This window comes from Actinoplanes sp. OR16, from assembly GCF_004001265.1.
GTDB lineage: Bacteria > Actinomycetota > Actinomycetes > Mycobacteriales > Micromonosporaceae > Actinoplanes.
This window is the reverse complement of record NZ_AP019371.1, coordinates 6,023,680-6,040,097: the sequence shown is the minus strand read 5'-3', so window position 1 is coordinate 6,040,097 and position 16,418 is coordinate 6,023,680. Positions and strand designations below refer to the sequence as shown.

Here is a 16,418-nt window from a genome sequence, read left to right as displayed (position 1 = left end):
CTTTTCGTGGAAGGCCGCTCCATGTCCTCAGTCACCGACGCACCCGTGCGCCAGGCAGGCCTCGCGCAGCTGATCCTGCTGCTCGCCGGCAGCTGCCTCTCCGTGCTCGGCGCCGTGCTCATCGCGCCCGTGCTGCCGCAGATGACCGATCACTTCGCCTCCGTGCCCGGCGCCGACGCGCTGGTGCCGATCGTCCTCACCGTCCCCGCCCTGATCATCGGCCTGACCGCGCCGTTCGCCGGTTTCATCGCCGACCGCATCGACCGCAAACGCGTCCTGATCATCGCGATGGTGGGCTATTCCCTCTTCGGTACGGCGCCGCTCTACCTCGACTCCCTCTCCACCATCATCGGCAGCCGGCTCCTGGTCGGGCTCTGCGAGGCCGCGATCATGACCTGCTGCACCACGCTGATCGCCGACTACTGGTCGGGGCCGCGCCGCAGCCGTTACCTGGGCTTGCAGACCCTCCTCGCCGCCGTGTCGGCGACCGTGTTCCTCGGCATCGGCGGCGCCCTCGGATCCTCCGGCTGGAGGACGCCGTTCTGGCTGTACTCGGTCGCAGTGCTCCTCGCCGTACCGATGGCGCTCCTGATCTGGCAGCCCGCTCGCGCCGCCTCGGCCGCCCTGCCCCCGATCCCCTGGCGCCGGCTGCGGGTGCCGTGCCTGGTCACGCTCGCGGGCGGGGTCGTCTTCTACGCGCTCATCGTCGAATTGTCCTTCGTCCTCGACGAGGTCGGCGTCACCGCGACCGCCACCATCGGCGCCCTCAGCGCCCTGATGTCGCTGGCCACGGCGGCGGCGGCCGGCTCGTTCGCGAAGCTGTCCAGCCAGACGCCGCGGACGCTGCTGCCGATCGCTTTCGGACTCTCCGCAGCCGGCTTCCTCATCATCGCGGCCACCGGCTCGGTCCCCGTGATCACGCTCGGCGCCGTCCTGACCGGCGCCGGAACCGGCCTCCTGCTGCCGACGCTGCTCACCTGGGCGACGAACGGCCTGTCGTTCGACGAGCGCGGCCGCGGCACGGGCCTGTGGACCGGCACCCTGTTCATCGGCGAGTTCCTCTCCCCGATCCTGATCACCGCCATCGGCGCGGCGGTCGGCGGCCTACGCCCGGCCCTCGGCATCCTCGGCGTCGCCGTGGCCGTGCTGGCAGTGGCGATGTTCGCCGTGGTCCCGCGCGACGCCCCACGCCTGAACATCACCCACAGCTGAAGCGTCCCGGCCCATCGCCGCATCGCCGACCGGCGCAGCGATGGGCCACCGCGCCGTGCCCGGTTCGGCGGCTTCCCTCGCCCACTCGCCCACTCGGCCACTCGGCTTCGTCCCGCGCTCACGAGCCGCAGTACTCTGCCCCGTTCGACGCTCACGAACCCGAGTCACCCTGCCGCGCCCCACGGGCCTGGCGGCTCACCCGGACATGGCACGGGAGTTCGGCGAGGTCGGCCGTGGCTTGCTGCCGTCAACACGGCGCCTGGACAGCAGGAAGCCACGGCCCGCGAAGAAGGGCCGTGGCTTTCTGCTCGTCCGAGGGCTGGTCGACAGCATCAACCCGCGGCCGGATGGGGATGGTGACGGGGAACGAAGTGGGGCTGCTTCGCTTCCCGTCGGTGGAAGTCACAGCACTGGCGTGGACGGAGCCGTGCCACGCGGGTGGTGTTCGCCTCCGTTCTTGGGGATGGTTGGGGGACGGTTTCGTTGGAGACGGCTCAGGCGAATCGATGGGGATGACTTCGCCGAGCCACTGGGAGCGCTCCCATTAACGTCAATGTAACAAAGTTCGATGCGCTGCGCGAGATGTCATGTGGTCGCGTTGCACGTGAGGGTCGGCGTCGCCGGCGCACCCGAGCCGAGGAAGCCGAAGCTCGTGCTCGCACCGGACGCCACGCTGCCGTTGTAGGTGGCGTTCACGGCGCTCACGGTGTTGCCGCTGGTCGTGATCGTCGCGTTCCAGGCCTGCTGGATCGGCGGCGTGCCGGGGTAGGTCAGCGTCACGGTCCAGTTCTTGATCGCGGCGCTGCCGGCGGTCACCTTCACCTCACCCTGGAACCCGCCCGACCACTGCGAGGTCACCGCGTAGCTGGCGGCACACGAACCGGAGACCGGCGGCGTGGACACGGAAGGTGACACCGACGGAGACACCGAGGGTGAGGAGGAAGGCGAGGAAGACGGCGACGTGGAGGGCGATGAAGACGGCTGGCTGCCGCCGAAGTTCACGTCGCTGCAGAAGTAGTACGACTGATCCAGGTGGCTGGCCTGCCAGATCGTGTAGACCATGGCACGGCCGGACCGGCCCGAGACGCTCACCGGGATGTCGATCTGCACACCGTTCGACAGCTGGTGGGTCCAGCCGGCAGCAGGCGTGTTCGGCACCGTAGTGATCAACTGGAGGTCCGACCACTTCAACGGCGTCGTCACCGGGTTGTAGCCCGGCTTGGTGACGTAGACGCGGATGTAGTCGGCTCCATGCCGCGCGCCGTCGAACAACTGGACCGTGAACGAGTTACCGATCGAAGTCGCCTTCCAATCACCCACAGTGTCCATGGCGTTGTAGCGACCACTCTCAGTATGGCCCGCGCTGCACAGCTGCCCATCCGGGATGGCAGTTTCGTGCTGGCCCGCCACCCCTTCACGGAACAGCCCGTTCCAGTTCCACATGGCGTTCGGATTGGCCTGCCAGGCCTGCCAGCACATCGGATCCTCGGTCGCCATCGCCGGATCTTGGAACTTCGATCCCCAGCGCTCGAAACAGCCATAGTTGCGCGAGGCGGGACCGATCACGTTGCCGTGCGCCGCGGCGGGATTGCTCGGCGCCACGAGCACGGCGAGAGCCGCGAGGATCATCGCGGCGAAGACGGAGAAGAAGAGCTTTCTGCGTACGGGGGAAGTCATGTGCGATCAGCACTCCGGAAGCTCGGGCCGTCACCTGATGACGGCCGCACTGCGGGGACTCACCGGGAGCTGCCCAGGCTCCCGTGACCGCGTGGCTCCGGCGGCTAGTGCTGGTGCACAGCCTCCTTCAATGATCGAGCAAAGTCAATGCGACGGTCACGCGTACGCAATCGTCCAATTCTCTTGATCTCCCGTCGCACTACAGAGATCACCGACGCAGACCCGGAAGAGGACCTTGCGCCCCTCGCCGAAATCGTGATCGAAGACGACGGCGCCGCTCGTCTCCGCGAGCCCCCAGTGCTCGCCGGACTGGAAGCCACCGTCCTTGCGAATGTATTTGTATTGCATATATGCACGCCCGCCGCCGTCCGCCCGCTTCGCCAGCTCGAATCGGTCACCGTCAGCGACGAACCGGGCCTGCGCGAGCACCCGGCTGTCCGGATCGAACACGCGGGCGACGGCATCGAGGCCGCGGGCATGAGCGGCGCCCGGGAACAGAGCGACCGCCGTGATCACCGCAAGGATCGGAGTGCGCTTCATCATTCCTCCCAGCTCGTGCCGGTACGCCACGGCCGTTCCGCCGCGTCGCCCCAACCGGAGGGAAGCGCTTGTCATGTCCGAAATACCCGTCATGACAGCGCCGGAAACTGGGCTCCCGGAAACTGGGCTCCCGAAAACTGGGCGCCCGGAACAAGGCCCCCGGAAACTGGGGTGCGCCCACGACTGACCCGTCCTACGGTGGCGGGATGTCCGTTTCTGCCGCGCACGCCGCCGACTTCCTCATGCAGCTGTCCAACCCGGCCCGGCTCCTGGCCTTCGCCGAACTGGTCCGCGTCGGCGACAAGGGCGCCTCGATCGGCGAGATGGCGTACCGGCTGGATCTGACGAAACCGCAGACCGGCGAACTCCTGGGCCGCCTGGTGGGCGCCGGTTTGGCGACCGGCTCCGGCGACGGCTACTACCGCGCCCGCGCGGACGTGCTCCGCGAAGCCGCTCAAGCACTCGACAGGACCCAGCCGATCGCCCCGTTCCTGGCCGACTTTCCGCAGCTCAAGGCATATTTCGCGCACGGCCGCCTGACCAGCCTCCCGCCCACGATGAGCGAGCGCTACCAGCAGATCGCCGAACTCTTCGCCCGCTTCCTAGCCATCGACGGCATCCTGACCGAGGACGAGGTCAACTCCAAGATCTCCGCAGCCGCCGACGACGTAGCCGCCGTCCGCCGCATGCTCGTCGAAACAGGCTGGCTCGAACGCGACCGCGCAGGCACGTCGTACGGTTCCGGCCGCGTCCCTACCGCAATCTAAAATCGGCTAAAAGGTACGAGCTACGCCTCCCCCACCGCACCCCGCCCGTCCCGCAACTATCGCCACCTGACGGTCCGTCCCCCCGGCGCCCGCCGCCGCGGACCCCGGTGCACCCTCCCCCTTTCGAACCAACGCACGCGCCGGACGCGCGTCGATTCCCAGGCCACCGGACGCGTGTCGACTTCCGGCAACCGGACGCGTGTCGACTTCCGGCAACCGGACGCGTGTCGAGTCCCGGCCATTCGACACGCGTGGAGCCTCCGTGATGGGACACCTGTTGAGTCCCGGACGGCCGACGCCCGTTGAGTGTTCCCGCGACCGGACACATGTTGAGTTCCCGGGTGCTCGACTTGAGTTTCCGGGTGCTCGACACGCGTTGAGTTCGGGGCCTTTGGACGCGCGTTGAGTTCGAGGGCCTTTGGACGCGCGTTGACTTGCCCCTGGCAGACGCCTGTTGACTTTCTGCTGGTGGACACGCGTTGAGTTCCGGTCAGTGGACACGCGTTGAGTTCCGGCTGGTGGACACGCGTTGAGTTCGGGGGCTCGACACGCGTTGAGTCGCGGGCCTTTGGACGCGCGTTGAGTTCGGGCCGGTGGACCTGTTCCGAATTGGGCTGATGTCCTGTCAGGCTCGGCTGCTCAGGCCCAGGGTGCTCTGGCGCGGGAGGACGCCTGACGAAGCGATCTCGCCGGCCAACGGACCGGCCAGTTGGACGAAGCGGCCCACTTCGGTGCCCAGGGCTTTCCACGGGCCGGCGGCGAGTTCGCTGGTGCGCTGTTCCAGTTCGGCTCGGGCGGTGATGCCCGTGTCGGTGGCGGTGCCGTCGGGGTGTACCCAGCCGCGGGAGAGCAGGCGTTCCCTGGCCGCGTCCCACTCGTCGGGTGTCCAGCCGCGGCTGGCGAACACCGACTCCGGCGCCGCGCCCACGGCGGCGAACGAGACGAGCAGTTCGCACGGATCGAAACCGGACACCAGGGCGGCCGCCACATGTCCGTCCCCACGGTGTTCGCGGAGGATGGTGGCGGCCTGCCAGAGCACCAGATGCGGCTGATCGGGCCACGGCAGGTCGGCGTTGGCGGCGGCGAGGACGCGGCCGGCCGTGTTCGCCGCGGAGGCCGCCCGCCGTGCCAGCGCCGCCACCTCGCCGAGGGACGCCACGCGTTCGTCGCCGAGCAGGCCGCGCAGCGCACGGTCGACGGCCACGAGACGGCGTTCGAGCAGCACGTCCGGAGCGGCCACGTCCCAGGCCGCCGGTACGTGGTCGGCGACCATGCGCGGGCTGAAACTGTAGAACGCCGAGCTCACCGTGGCAGCCCCGACGGCGCCGAGCGGCGCGGCCCGCCACGCGAAGTAGCTGGGCCAGCGGGATTCGACGTCGTAGCCCAGCTTCGCCGCCTCGTCCGCCACCTCCGGCGCGTAGTAGAGGATCGCGTGCAACGGCTCCACGATCCGCCAGAGCTGCCGCGCGAGCCCGTCAGCCGCACCCTGCATAGGACGCCTCCCCTGCGTGCGCCGGCCCGTCCACCGCGGTCCAGCCCCAACGACGAAATACCGCCGTCGATCAAAGCACACGAATGAGACGGCCACCCGCAATAAATGTCATCCTTCGATCCGAGAGGCGCGAAGAGAGCGGGTCTATTCGGCGAGGACCTTCTGGGCTATGCGGAAGGCCGTGTTCGCCGCGGGGACACCGCAATAGACGGCCGTCTGCAGGATCAGCTCCTTGATCTCGTCGGTGGAGAGACCGTTCGTGCGGGCCGCTCGTACATGCATGGCCAGTTCTTCATGGTGTCCGAGAGCGATCAGCGCTGTCAGGGTGATGAGGGAGCGGTCGCGGCGGGCGAGGCCGTCGCGGGTCCAGATCTCCCCCCAGGCGTAGCGGGTGATCAGGTCCTGGAAGTCGCGGGTGAAGGCGGTGGTGCCGGCCGTCGCCCGGTCGACGTGGGCGGGGCCGAGCACTTCGCGGCGCACGGCGATGCCGGCGGCCCGGGCGGCGTCGAAGTGCTGGTCGAGCAGGAACGCCACCACTTCCGGGGATTCGGCGGGCGCCAGGTGCGCGACGTCGCCGAGCACCACGAGACGGCCGTTGACCACCGATTCGGCGATCAGTTCCAGTCCTGAGGGTGGGGTCGGCTTGTCGTGTGCCCCGGCCACCGCGAGGACGGGAGCGGCGATCTCGGACAGCCGATCCCGTACGTCGAACCCGGCCAGCGCCTCACAGGCCTGCGCGTAGCTCTCGTCGTCGGTGTCGCGAAGAGAGGAGAGCAGGGCATCCGATACGTCCGGAGAACGGGAGACGAATCCGGGTGCGAACCATCGCGAGATCGACCCTTGCACCACTGCCGCAGTGCCTGACGAACGCACCAGGGCAGCGCGCTCATGCCACGCCGCGGACTCACCGATCTTGGCGCCGGTGCAGAGCAGCGCCGCGGCCGACACCCGGGACGGGAAGTCGAGCAGCAACTGCAGCCCGATAGCGCCGCCGATCGAGTCGCCCGCATAAAGGAACGACGCCGACGGCCGGATCTGATCAGCCACTTCGATCACCTGACCGGCCAGGTCGGCGATCGTGAACGGCGAGGAGGACGGCGCACTTGCACCGTGGCCGGGCAGGTCGAAGCCGACCACGTGGTAACGGCCGTAGAGCCGCGAGGCACACCGCTCCCAGAGCGACGCGACGCTGGTGCCGACCGACGATCCGAGGAGCAGCAACGGCCGATCGGGGGCATCGGCGAAGACGGTCACGCTGAGCAAGGTCACTCCTTCGCGCGGGCGATCGCCGCGTCGATGATCTGGTCGGTGGCGCCGCGATAGGGCTCGTCAGAGGCGGCGGAGGGAGCTATGGAACGCTGCTCCGCGTCGATTCCGGGACGGGCGGCGGCCAGGTTCGCGGTCATCCAGGCGGTCTCCACGCGCAGCCCGGCCAGCAGTTCGGTGGTCTGGCTACCGGCCACGGCGGTACGACGGGCGAGCGTACGCAACGTCTCCCACTCGACATGCCAGCCACCGTCCGGCCGCTCGTCGACGGCCGCCGCCGCCGCCGTGTGCATCAGTGCCGCGAACGGCGGGCCGGTGAGGGCGGCCCGCCGGATCAGGACGGCCAGGACCGGGTTCTGCTTGTTCGGCATGGCGGACGACCCGCCCCGCCCCTCGACCGCGCCCTCGGACAGCTCGTGGATCTCCGGGCGGGCCGCGACGAGCACGTCGTTGGCGATCCGCCCCCACGCGTCGGTGCAGGTCACCAGCGCGTCGGCGGCGCCGGTGAACGGAGATCGCGCGGTGTGCCAGGGGTCGCGGACCCGCAGCCCCAGCGCGCCGCCGGCCGTCTCGATCAGATCGCGGACCACTGCCGGCGACCCGGTGAGGGCGACCGGCGCGGCCAGGCTCCCGGCCGCGCCGCCGATCTGCAGCGGCAGGTCGACGGCGGCGAGACGGTCCCGGGCGTCCAGCACGCCGGTCAGCCAGGTGGCGGCCTTGAGGCCGAAAGTGATCGGGATGGCGTGCTGGGTCAGGGTCCGGCCGGCCATCGCGGTGTCCCGGTGCAGATCGGCGAGCCGGACCAGCACCTCGATCTGACCGCGCAGGTCGGCACGGACCTGGCCGACGGTTTCGCGCAGGCACAGGACCAGCGCGGTGTCGAGGACGTCCTGGCTGGTCAGGCCCTTGTGCAGCCACTCGGCGGCGGCCGGGTTGCGGAGCCTCTTGCGGACCAGCTTGAGCAGCGGGATCACCGGGTTGCCGCCGGCCTCGGCATCGTGCGCGAGAGCGGATACGTCGTCGGGGCCGATCAGGCCGGTCAGGTCGTCCCGGGCCGCCGGGTCGGCGACACCGTGCAGGACGAGCGCGTCGAGCCAGGCCGCCTCGACGGCGAGCAGGGCGGCCAGGACCGCCGCGTCGGTGAAGAGGTCCCCGGCTCGATGGTCTCCGGGCCAGAGCACGGTGCTCACGACGTACGTCCGGAAAGGTTTAGGCCCATGAATCCCTCAGCCGGGGGTAGGTCAGGAAGACCGTCTCGTCGTCGCCCTGGAGGCGCACGTCGAAGACCAGGCCGTCCGGCGTCCGCTGGGTGATCAGCGTGTGCCGGCGATCCTGCGCCACCGACTCCAGCAGCGTGTCGCTCGCGAGGAGGCCGGGGTCGTCGGGGAGGTACGCCCGGGTGAAGAGCCGATCGAGCAGACCACGGGCGAAAACGGTCACGGCGAAGAACGGTGCCCGGCCCGGCTCGGTCGCGCCCGGCTCCAGGGTGAAGAACTGGTAGTGGCCGTCCGGGTCGGTGGCGGCACGACCCCAGCCGGTGAAGGTCCAGCCGTCGCGGCGCAGCGAGCCCGGCCGGCGGAGGACGGCGCCCTGCGGATCGGCCTGCCAGATCTCCAGAACCGCGTCCGGAACCGGGTTGCCGGCGCCGTCGGTGACCCGGCCGTGAAGACGCACCGCACGCGGGCTGGCCGGCGGGACCAGCTCGTTCATCTGCGGATATTCGAGGCCCAGGTGAAAGAACGGGCCGACGGTCTGCCCGGGGACGGCGCTCATGCGTCGTGCTCCTCGTTGTCGAGCGGAGTGCGGTGCGTGCCGGTCAGGACGATGTCCCAGCGGTAGCCGGTGCTCCACTCCGGGGTGGTGAGATCGTGGTCGTACTGGGCGATCAGCAGTTCCCGCGCCTTCGGATCGGTGATCGACTGGTAGATCGGGTCCAGCGCGAAGAGCGGGTCGCCCGGGAAGTACATCTGCGTGACCAGGCGCTGCGTGAAATCGAGGCCGAAGAGCGAGAAGTGGATGTGTGCGGGGCGCCACGCGTTGACGTGGTTGCGCCACGGGTACGGACCCGGCTTGATCGTCTGGAAGCGGTACGACCCGTCCGGCCCGGTGATGCAGCGGCCGACTCCGGTGAAGTTGGGGTCGTGCGGCGCCGGGTGCTGGTCGCGCTGGTGCCGGTAGCGGCCCGCCGCGTTCGCCTGCCAGACCTCGACCAGCTGGTTCGCGACCGGACGCCCGTCGCCGTCGAGCACCCGGCCGCTCACCACGATCCGCTCGCCGATGGGGGTGCCGGCGTGCTGGATGGTCAGGTCGGCCTCGTCGACGGCGACGTCACGGTGGCCGAACGCCGGCGCCCACAACTCGACCGACTCGGGGTCGATCAGGTGCGCGGGCTGCTTCGGGTGCCGCAGGACGGAGCTGCGGTACGGGGCGTAGTCGATCTTCGGTTGCGGACCGCCCGGATGCTGTGCCGCCGCCTCGATCTCCTGGTTGATGTCAGCTTGTGACGACTCCATGTTCACGTCCCGGACGCTAGGCGGTCGTACGGTTCTCAGCGACAATAGCCTTCCACTGAGCGGAAGGAGGAGATCATGGGTGCCTCTGTCACGTCGCGCGCGCTCGCCATCCTCGGCGCCTTCGACGGGGACAACCGCGCCCTATCGCTGACCGATCTCGCCCGCCGCGCCGGACTCCCCCTCGCCACCACACATCGCCTGGTCGGGGAGCTGCATCGGTGGGGCGCGCTGGCCCGGGAGCCCGGCGGCGACTACGTGATCGGACGCCGGATCTGGCAACTCGGGCTGCTCGCACCGGTGCAGAGCGGTCTGCGCCAGGCCGCTTCCCCATTTTTGCATGATTTGTACGGGACGACGCTCGCTACCGTGCACCTCGCGGTACGAGAGGGTCTCGAGGTGCTCTACGTGGAACGGCTCGCCGGCCACGTATCGGTTCCGGTGGTCAGCCGGGTCGGATCGCGGTTGCCGATGCACGCGACCGGCGTGGGGAAGGTGCTCCTGGCGTACGCCCCCGAGGAGGTGCGGATGGAGTCCCTGAAACACCTGACCCGGATCACCGCCTACACCATCACCCAGCCCGCCCGCCTGCTCGACCAGCTGAAACGGGTCCGCGCCGAGGGGTACGCGACCACCGGCGAGGAGATGAGCCTCGGCGCCTGCTCGGTCGCCGTCCCGGTCCGGCACGGCGAGACGGTGGTGGCCGCGCTCGGCATCGTCGTCCCCGATCTGCGGCGCCAGCTGCCCCGCCTCGTCTCCGCGCTCCAGGTCGCCGCACACGGCATCGGGAGGACCCTGGCTTCCGTTCAGTGGAAATAGGGTATTGCTCTGCGGCATCGCCGTGCCGAACGCTGAGGGCATGCGTACCCAGGTCGCCATCATCGGCGCCGGCCCGGCCGGCCTGCTTCTCTCCCACCTCCTCGCCCAGGGCGGCGTCGAGTCGGTGGTCCTCGAGACCCGCTCCGAGGAGTACGTCGCGGCCCGGATCCGCGCCGGAATCCTGGAACACTCCAGCGTCGAGCTCCTCGAAGCGGCGGGGCTCGGCGACCGGATCCGCACCGAGGGCGATCACCACCGCGGCATCTACCTGCAGTGGCCCGGCGAGCGGCACCACCTGGACTTCGTGAACCTCGCGGGCCGCAGTGTGTGGGTCTACGGTCAGACCGAGGTGCAGAAGGATCTGATCAAGGCACGGGCGGCGGCGGGCCAGGAGATCCACTACGAGGTCACCAACGTCGAAATCGGTGCAGATTTCGTGACATTTACTGACAAGGACGGGCAGAATCTTCGGCTCGATGCCGCGGCCATCGCCGGTTGTGATGGTTCGTTCGGGCCCAGCCGGAAGGCGGTGCCCGCGGCCCAGACGTACGAGAAGGTCTATCCCTATTCCTGGTTCGGGATCCTCGCCGACGTCGCGCCCTCCACCGACGAGCTGATCTACGCCTGGCACCCGAACGGCTTCGCGCTGCACTCGATGCGCTCGGCCACGGTCAGCCGGCTCTACCTGCAGGTCCCGAACGGCACCGACCCGCAGTCCTGGTCCGACGACCGGATCTGGGACGAGCTCGCCACCCGGCTCGGCCACGGCCAGAACGGCTGGAAGCTGACCCCCGGCCCGATCACCGACAAGAGCGTGCTGCCGATGCGCAGTCATGTGCAGACCCCGATGCGGCACGGCAACCTGTTCCTCGCCGGCGACGCCGCGCACATCGTCCCGCCGACCGGCGCGAAGGGCCTCAACCTGGCGATCGCCGACGTGGCACTGCTCAGCGAGGCGCTGATCGCGAAGATCAAGAACGGCGACCCCGCCAAAGCCGACAGCTACTCCGACGACGCCCAACGCCGGGTCTGGCGGTGCACGCACTTCTCCTGGTGGATGACGACGATGCTGCACACGTCGGGCGACCCGTTCGACGCGCAACTGCAGTTGTCGCAGCTCAAATGGGTGGCGAACAGCGAGGCCGGGGCGACCGGCCTCGCCGAGAACTACGCGGGCCTGCCGATCGGCTACTGAGACTCCGACGGCTCCGAGGCGACCGGGGGCGCCTCGGGCGTCCCGGCCGGCGGGTTCGTCGCCTCGATCGTGGGCGGCGCCGGTGAGTGGTCGACCGCCTCGCGGTAGGTGCCGGTCGGCAGCGTCGACGGCGACGCGTCCGGCGGGACCTGGCCGTTGGGTGCGGCCGGCTCCCGCGCGAGCAGACCCTTGCCGAGCGCGGCGAGCGTGGCCAGGAACGCCACGTTGAACGCCGCCTCCCAGTCGAACGTGGTCACGTTGAACGCGCCGGCCAGCATCGCCGCGGAGAGCGAACTCAGGAACGTCTTCCCGAGCCGGACCACCAGGTCCGGCCAGAAGGCCAGGTTCGTCTGCTTGGAGAGGTACTGGATCCCGGTGAGCACCGTCGACGCGACGAACGCGCTCACCGCCAGCGTGATCGCCTCCGTCCACGGCAGGTCGGCGACCGAGCCGAGGCCGCCGGCGAGCAGCGTCGCGACGAACACCTGACCCGCCGACCAGCCGCCCCGCTCCACGAAGTCGAGAAGTACCGCCCGCCATTTAGGCACCATGGAAATAGACGGTCCTCGCTGTAAAGATCAGGAGTAATCCCCCGAACGGGTCAGCAATGCCCTGATCGCCGCCCCGATCCCCGGATGCACCGGGTACCGATGGCTGAGCCACGCGAACGTCGCCCGGGCCGCCGCCACGTTGTGCGCGTACCCCGGGACCATCTCGGCGAGCGGCAGGACCGTGGCCGGGTACGCCCGCTCGGCCCGGCGCGTCACGTCGAACGGATCCCGGTAGGGCGCCTCCCCGCTGGCCAGCCGCAGCAGCGAGATCACCCGGTCGACCGCGTGCGACTGGATGAACCGGGACGCGCTCAGATGCTCCCCGCGCAGCTCACGGTGCAGACCGACATAGAGGTTGGTGAGCGCCTCGTTGAGGTGGAAGTCGACGGTGTCGTAGGGGGTGCGCGGCAGCGGCGCCTCCGACTGCGCCAGCCCGGGCGGCGCGTCGGCCCGCCGCCACACCACCTTCGCGGCGCAGAACGGGATCCGGGGCAGCTCGGCCGCGGTGAACACGGCGTACTCCACGAAGACCCCGTCCTCGTAGAGCGCCTTCCGGCCGTTGCGCTCGTGGGCGAAGCTGAACAGAACCGGACAGGGCGCTTCCAGCCAGTCGAGACGTTCGACGTACCGCAAGCGGGCGCCGTCCTCCACGATCACGAAGAAGTCAAGGTCGGAGTGGTCGTCCAGGCGGGCTCGCTGGGCGCCCGCGGAGCCGAGGCCGAGCACCGCGATGGTGTCGTCCCGGCCGGCGAGGAAGGTGGCGAGCTCGTCCAGGCGGCGCAGCGTCGGTGGCAATGCCCCTCCTACAGATATCGGTGAATACCTAAGGAGCATCACCGATTCGCCGCCGCATCCCAACCCCTAGCGTCGACCGCATGATCGAGGAATTGCTCGGGGGACTTCCACCGATCGCCGTCTACCTGGTCGTCGCCGCGCTCGTCACGCTGGAATCCGCGCTTCTCGCCGGCGTCGTCCTGCCGTCCGCCACCGCGCTGATCGCGATGGGCCTGCTCGCGAACGCCGGTGTCGTGCCCGTCGTCCCCGCCTTTCTCGTGGCGGTCGCCTCGGCGGTTCTCGGCGGCAATCTGGCCTATCGGCACGGCTCATTCCCGCGCATCGGCCGGCATGCGCAACGCACCGAGAAACTGTTCGCGCGACACGGCGGCCGGGCGATCTTCGTCGGACAGTGGGTGGTCGGCGCCAGGACGCTGATGCCCCGGCTGGCCGCGCGGAGCAACGTACCCCGCCGTCGGTTCCTCGCCTGGCACACGCCGGCGGCGATCCTCTGGGCTGCGTGGATGGTCGGCGCGAGCTATGCGGCGGGCGCGAGCTACGACATCCTCGCCGCTCGCGCGGGGCGCGCGGCAGGCGCGCTCGCAGCGCTGACGGTGCTCATTCTCGGACTGATTCTTGCGGGCCGCTGGTTGGGTCAAAATCCCGATCCCGTACGAGCGACAGCGCTGTGGCTGCGGAGTCACGCTCCATTCCGGCGCCTCACGATCCGCACGTCGCACCCCGTCCCGCCGACCGCATTGAGCCTCGCCGCATTGATCGGGCTGGCTGTCCTGCTCGTCGTCGCGGTCCCCGCTCTCGTGCGTTTCAGCGGTCTCGCGGCGACCGATGACGCGATCGCGGCGTGGATGCGCGGTCAATGGACCTCGGACGGTTATCTCTTCGCCCTGGAAACCGCCACGACGATCGTCCCGGAGATCCTGATCGCCGTGGCCGTGGCCGTCTCCCTGGTCCGGGCCCTGTTCTCCACCCGGCAGCCCCGGCGCGTTCTCGGCGAGACGCTCGGCCCGGTCCTGCCCGCCGTGATTCTCGCCGTGGCGCTCGGCACGGCGATGCTGCCCGGCTGGCAGGCGGTGGACGCCGTGGTGTTCCCCGCCCCGGACGAATTCGGCGGCCTGCTGCCGCACGACGCCCCCGCGATCGCCCTCGCCACCATGTCCGCCGGCCAGACCGCACAGGTCGCCGCCGCCGCCGGCCTGCTCGCCTGGCTGATCGCTCGCGGACTCCCCTGGAAGTGGAAGGTCACCGTCTGGACGACCGCCGCCACGCTGGTCACGCTCTGCGCCGGCTCCTGGATCTATCTGGGCTGGAGCCGGACCAGCGAGACCGTGGCGGCGGTGGCACTCGGCGCGGCCTGGGCGGCCCTCAACGCCGCCATCTGGTCCCAGCGCCGCGTGGTCCAGCAGAAGTCCTTCGCGATCGCCGGCAGCAGGGTCCTGCTCCGGCCGGGCCACGGATAGGCCGCGGCCGCCGCGGCCGGCCGGGCGCATGATCCGCTGCTTCTGCAGTGCCCGTGCAACGCCCCGCGATACGACAGCCGATTCACCTCTTTGTTCGTCTCCAGGTCGACGTGACCGGCCGGTGCATCCCGCCACGGTTTATAGAGGGTCGGCGGGATTTCGTGACCTGCGGGTTCAATACTGGCATCTACCGGAAGTGCATTGACTGAGTATTCTCTGCCGAGGTGCGGTCGAGGCTACCTACCGTTGGAGAATTCCCTTCAATACCCCATGATGGCCTTCGCCCGTGCCGTGAAATGTCCGCGATCGGGTTGATCGACGGAAGACTCAACCGGCTCCGTCTCTTCTGACCCGCGCCACGAATAAAACACCTTCTCGGCTCGGCACTCCCGGCGTGGATTGGACCACGGAGATGATGGACCTCTCCTATCGGCCCACGACGCGCGACCTGCCAATCTTATGGCTTGAGTGCATCGGCTACCTTGAGTAAGCTGGCAGATCCCTGAAGGCAGGTGTCGGATGACAGACGTTCCCGAAAAGCGATATAGAAAACGAGCGACAGGATGGCTCAATGAGATCGCTCGCGAGGTCGCTGAGGTTTCTCATCCCGAGTCGCACGGTAACCTATCAAGGATCCTTCCAGTAGCGGCAGGCACGGCAATCGCCCTAGTAGTCATCTTGATTGCAGTGCTGTGGATCGTTGTTACAATTCTCTCTGGTTTCAAAGCACCAAATCAGCAAGCCGTATCTGGACTACTTACCGCAGCCATCAGCATGACGGCGTTGATAGGCGCTTCGCTCGGAGCCGTATACGCCTTCCGTAAACAACTAATTGCGGAGCGAGAAGGAGTAAGAGCAGAGCAGCAGGTCTATTCAGATCGTTTCGTTAAGGCAGCTGAACTCCTTGCCCATGAAAGACCGTCCGCACGGCTAGCCGGGCTCCACTCACTTACAAGCCTGGCCGACGACTGGAGTCAAGGCCGCCAATCGTGCGCTCAAGCTATAGCTTCCTATCTTCGGCTACCCCCTCCAGAAGATCCTGGCGAACGCGAAGTAAGGAGAACTGCTTGGAAGTCTGTCCATGACCGCTTGATGGACCCCAACGCTCCCACCTCATGGCATCGAGAGGAGCTAGATTTTTCGGGCGGCACTTACCATGTTGTCGATCTAGATGGCGCGAAGCTTCATGACGTGCGAGTTTCATTCCGAGATTGCGTTTTCAGCGACGGCGAACTGCGACTCAGGAATGTTGATATGGACGATGGAGTGATCGACTTCACCGGATCAACCTTCACCAACATGAAGGTGCTTATGGGCGGGATGCGCCTGAACGGCGGGTCACACATCTTTCTGGATCTTACTGAAATCACCGATTCAGACTTTTACCCAATTGCAGTGAAAATTGCCGGAGAGGCGTCGATTAAAGTTAGGGAATCCCAGATCCGGAAGTCCAACTTCAAATTCGACGCGGACGACATAGTGTCATACATGTTCCAGCGCAAATACTCGATCATCAGCGGTGAGATCGACTTCTCGAGCTCCACCCTGAGGGACGTCTCCATCCCAATGCATACCTACACCTTAGACGCCGGCCGACTAGTGTTTGACAATGCCGCCACTGACAACTTTCACCTATCAGCGCCCGGCACCATGAAAGGCCACGTTTACGTCAATATAGACGTTCGCTCAGTAGGGCCAACAACGATCAGGATCGGGCCAGGAGAAATCAACGGAGGCGACCTAAGAATTAGGCCTGAAGAAGGGGTTCCGGCCACGCTAAGCGTGGACTTCACTGCCTATAAGGTGCTGGGCGGCGAAATCATGGTTCAGGCGATCCAGAATGTTTGGAAGAAGTTTCGGTTCGACCACGATGGCGAAATCGCCGGCACATTGAACTTCAATCTTCCATTTCCCAATGGCGTAGAAGTCGACATAGATGTAGACCAAGAAGACATCTATAACGTGCGACGCCCGTATCGACGTCGGAGGCCGAGCCCGAAGGCAATTTCGAAGGGCGGGCCAGATAGTGGAGATACGGCATCGACGGCAACTGACTGACCTGCTTGTCCGAGTATCGCCACACACGCCGTATAGACAGATACTGAAGAAGTCAGTACGCCAAAGCACGGGAGGATCA

General features: G+C 67.9%; 15 protein-coding genes and 1 pseudogene. 6 read left to right on the top strand and 10 right to left on the bottom strand.

The annotated features are described in order from the left end of the window. Positions 1-21: 21 nt before the first annotated feature. The gene (locus EP757_RS27610; RefSeq protein WP_127550822.1) at positions 22-1,212 is read left to right on the top strand and encodes an MFS transporter; all 1,191 of its coding nucleotides are present in this window, start codon (positions 22-24) and stop codon (positions 1,210-1,212) included. 585 nt (positions 1,213-1,797) lie between these two features. Here EP757_RS27610 and EP757_RS27605 read toward each other — a convergent pair. Next, on the bottom strand, positions 1,798-2,889 hold the full coding sequence (locus tag EP757_RS27605) for a lytic polysaccharide monooxygenase (protein ID WP_127550820.1): 1,092 nt from the start codon (positions 2,887-2,889) through the stop codon (positions 1,798-1,800). A gap of 156 nt (positions 2,890-3,045) precedes the next feature. Beyond that, entirely contained in the window at positions 3,046-3,459 is a 414-nt protein-coding gene (locus tag EP757_RS27600) for a hypothetical protein (RefSeq protein WP_127550818.1), read from the bottom strand. A 176-nt stretch (positions 3,460-3,635) separates the two neighbouring features. On the opposite strand from EP757_RS27600, the gene EP757_RS27595 reads away from it, so the two are divergent. Continuing rightward, positions 3,636-4,196 carry a DUF2087 domain-containing protein gene (locus EP757_RS27595; protein WP_127550816.1) on the top strand — a complete coding sequence of 187 codons (561 nt, stop codon included), beginning with the start codon at positions 3,636-3,638 and terminating at the stop codon, positions 4,194-4,196. 625 nt (positions 4,197-4,821) lie between these two features. On the opposite strand, the gene EP757_RS27590 is transcribed toward EP757_RS27595, so the two are convergent. The 6 genes and pseudogenes from EP757_RS27590 to pcaH all read right to left on the bottom strand — a co-directional run bounded on the left by EP757_RS27590 (position 4,822) and on the right by pcaH (position 9,467). Next, entirely contained in the window at positions 4,822-5,688 is an 867-nt protein-coding gene (locus EP757_RS27590; protein WP_127550814.1) for a hypothetical protein, read from the bottom strand. 144 nt (positions 5,689-5,832) lie between these two features. Further along, complete coding sequence (gene pcaC / locus EP757_RS44870) at positions 5,833-6,213, bottom strand: 4-carboxymuconolactone decarboxylase (protein WP_370457872.1); 381 nt, start codon at positions 6,211-6,213, stop codon at positions 5,833-5,835. Between the two features lie 15 nt (positions 6,214-6,228). Beyond that, positions 6,229-6,942 (bottom strand): annotated as a pseudogene (locus EP757_RS44865) (alpha/beta fold hydrolase); the annotation flags it as partial. A gap of 11 nt (positions 6,943-6,953) precedes the next feature. Continuing rightward, positions 6,954-8,144 (bottom strand): lyase family protein, encoded by a 1,191-nt coding sequence (locus EP757_RS27580; RefSeq protein WP_127550810.1) that lies wholly within the window; start codon positions 8,142-8,144, stop codon positions 6,954-6,956. Between the two features lie 19 nt (positions 8,145-8,163). Beyond that, on the bottom strand, positions 8,164-8,727 hold the full coding sequence (pcaG, locus tag EP757_RS27575; RefSeq protein WP_127550808.1) for a protocatechuate 3,4-dioxygenase subunit alpha: 564 nt from the start codon (positions 8,725-8,727) through the stop codon (positions 8,164-8,166). After that, entirely contained in the window at positions 8,724-9,467 is a 744-nt protein-coding gene (gene pcaH / locus EP757_RS27570; protein ID WP_127554470.1) for a protocatechuate 3,4-dioxygenase subunit beta, read from the bottom strand. Before pcaH ends, pcaG begins: the two co-directional genes overlap by 4 nt. A 75-nt stretch (positions 9,468-9,542) precedes the next feature. Here pcaH and EP757_RS27565 point away from each other — a divergent pair, with 75 nt between their 5' ends. Together EP757_RS27565 and EP757_RS27560 are read left to right on the top strand one after the other, a co-directional pair. Continuing rightward, positions 9,543-10,283 (top strand): IclR family transcriptional regulator, encoded by a 741-nt coding sequence (locus tag EP757_RS27565; RefSeq protein WP_127550807.1) that lies wholly within the window; start codon positions 9,543-9,545, stop codon positions 10,281-10,283. A gap of 40 nt (positions 10,284-10,323) precedes the next feature. Further along, positions 10,324-11,478 carry a 4-hydroxybenzoate 3-monooxygenase gene (locus EP757_RS27560; RefSeq protein WP_127550805.1) on the top strand — a complete coding sequence of 385 codons (1,155 nt, stop codon included), beginning with the start codon at positions 10,324-10,326 and terminating at the stop codon, positions 11,476-11,478. Here EP757_RS27560 and EP757_RS27555 read toward each other — a convergent pair. Both EP757_RS27555 and EP757_RS27550 read right to left on the bottom strand, forming a co-directional pair. After that, positions 11,472-12,029: a hypothetical protein gene (locus tag EP757_RS27555; RefSeq protein WP_127550804.1), complete on the bottom strand. Its 558-nt coding sequence runs from the start codon at positions 12,027-12,029 to the stop codon at positions 11,472-11,474. The genes EP757_RS27560 and EP757_RS27555 overlap by 7 nt on opposite strands. 27 nt (positions 12,030-12,056) lie before the next feature. Next, complete coding sequence (locus tag EP757_RS27550) at positions 12,057-12,824, bottom strand: hypothetical protein (RefSeq protein WP_127550802.1); 768 nt, start codon at positions 12,822-12,824, stop codon at positions 12,057-12,059. An 80-nt stretch (positions 12,825-12,904) separates the two neighbouring features. Between EP757_RS27550 and EP757_RS27545 the strand changes: the two genes are divergently transcribed. Further along, a complete protein-coding gene (locus EP757_RS27545; RefSeq protein ID WP_197725395.1) occupies positions 12,905-14,281 on the top strand; it encodes a DedA family protein in 1,377 nt (458 codons plus the stop codon). Between the two features lie 519 nt (positions 14,282-14,800). Next, a complete protein-coding gene (locus EP757_RS42930; RefSeq protein ID WP_160165901.1) occupies positions 14,801-16,339 on the top strand; it encodes a hypothetical protein in 1,539 nt (512 codons plus the stop codon). Positions 16,340-16,418 lie beyond the last annotated feature (79 nt).

Excerpts from the sequence above, each read along its gene's own strand:
- EP757_RS27565 (WP_127550807.1), top strand. The coding sequence starts at position 9,543 with ATGGGTGCCTCTGTCACGTCGCGCGCGCTCGCCATCCTCGGCGCCTTC.
- EP757_RS42930 (WP_160165901.1), top strand. The coding sequence starts at position 14,801 with ATGACAGACGTTCCCGAAAAGCGATATAGAAAACGAGCGACAGGATGG.
- EP757_RS27605 (WP_127550820.1), bottom strand. The coding sequence starts at position 2,889 with ATGACTTCCCCCGTACGCAGAAAGCTCTTCTTCTCCGTCTTCGCCGCG.
- EP757_RS27595 (WP_127550816.1), top strand. The coding sequence starts at position 3,636 with ATGTCCGTTTCTGCCGCGCACGCCGCCGACTTCCTCATGCAGCTGTCC.
- pcaH (WP_127554470.1), bottom strand. The coding sequence starts at position 9,467 with ATGGAGTCGTCACAAGCTGACATCAACCAGGAGATCGAGGCGGCGGCA.
- pcaG (WP_127550808.1), bottom strand. The coding sequence starts at position 8,727 with ATGAGCGCCGTCCCCGGGCAGACCGTCGGCCCGTTCTTTCACCTGGGC.
- EP757_RS27560 (WP_127550805.1), top strand. The coding sequence starts at position 10,324 with ATGCGTACCCAGGTCGCCATCATCGGCGCCGGCCCGGCCGGCCTGCTT.
- EP757_RS27555 (WP_127550804.1), bottom strand. The coding sequence starts at position 12,029 with ATGGTGCCTAAATGGCGGGCGGTACTTCTCGACTTCGTGGAGCGGGGC.
- EP757_RS27590 (WP_127550814.1), bottom strand. The coding sequence starts at position 5,688 with ATGCAGGGTGCGGCTGACGGGCTCGCGCGGCAGCTCTGGCGGATCGTG.
- EP757_RS27610 (WP_127550822.1), top strand. The coding sequence starts at position 22 with ATGTCCTCAGTCACCGACGCACCCGTGCGCCAGGCAGGCCTCGCGCAG.
- EP757_RS27545 (WP_197725395.1), top strand. The coding sequence starts at position 12,905 with ATGATCGAGGAATTGCTCGGGGGACTTCCACCGATCGCCGTCTACCTG.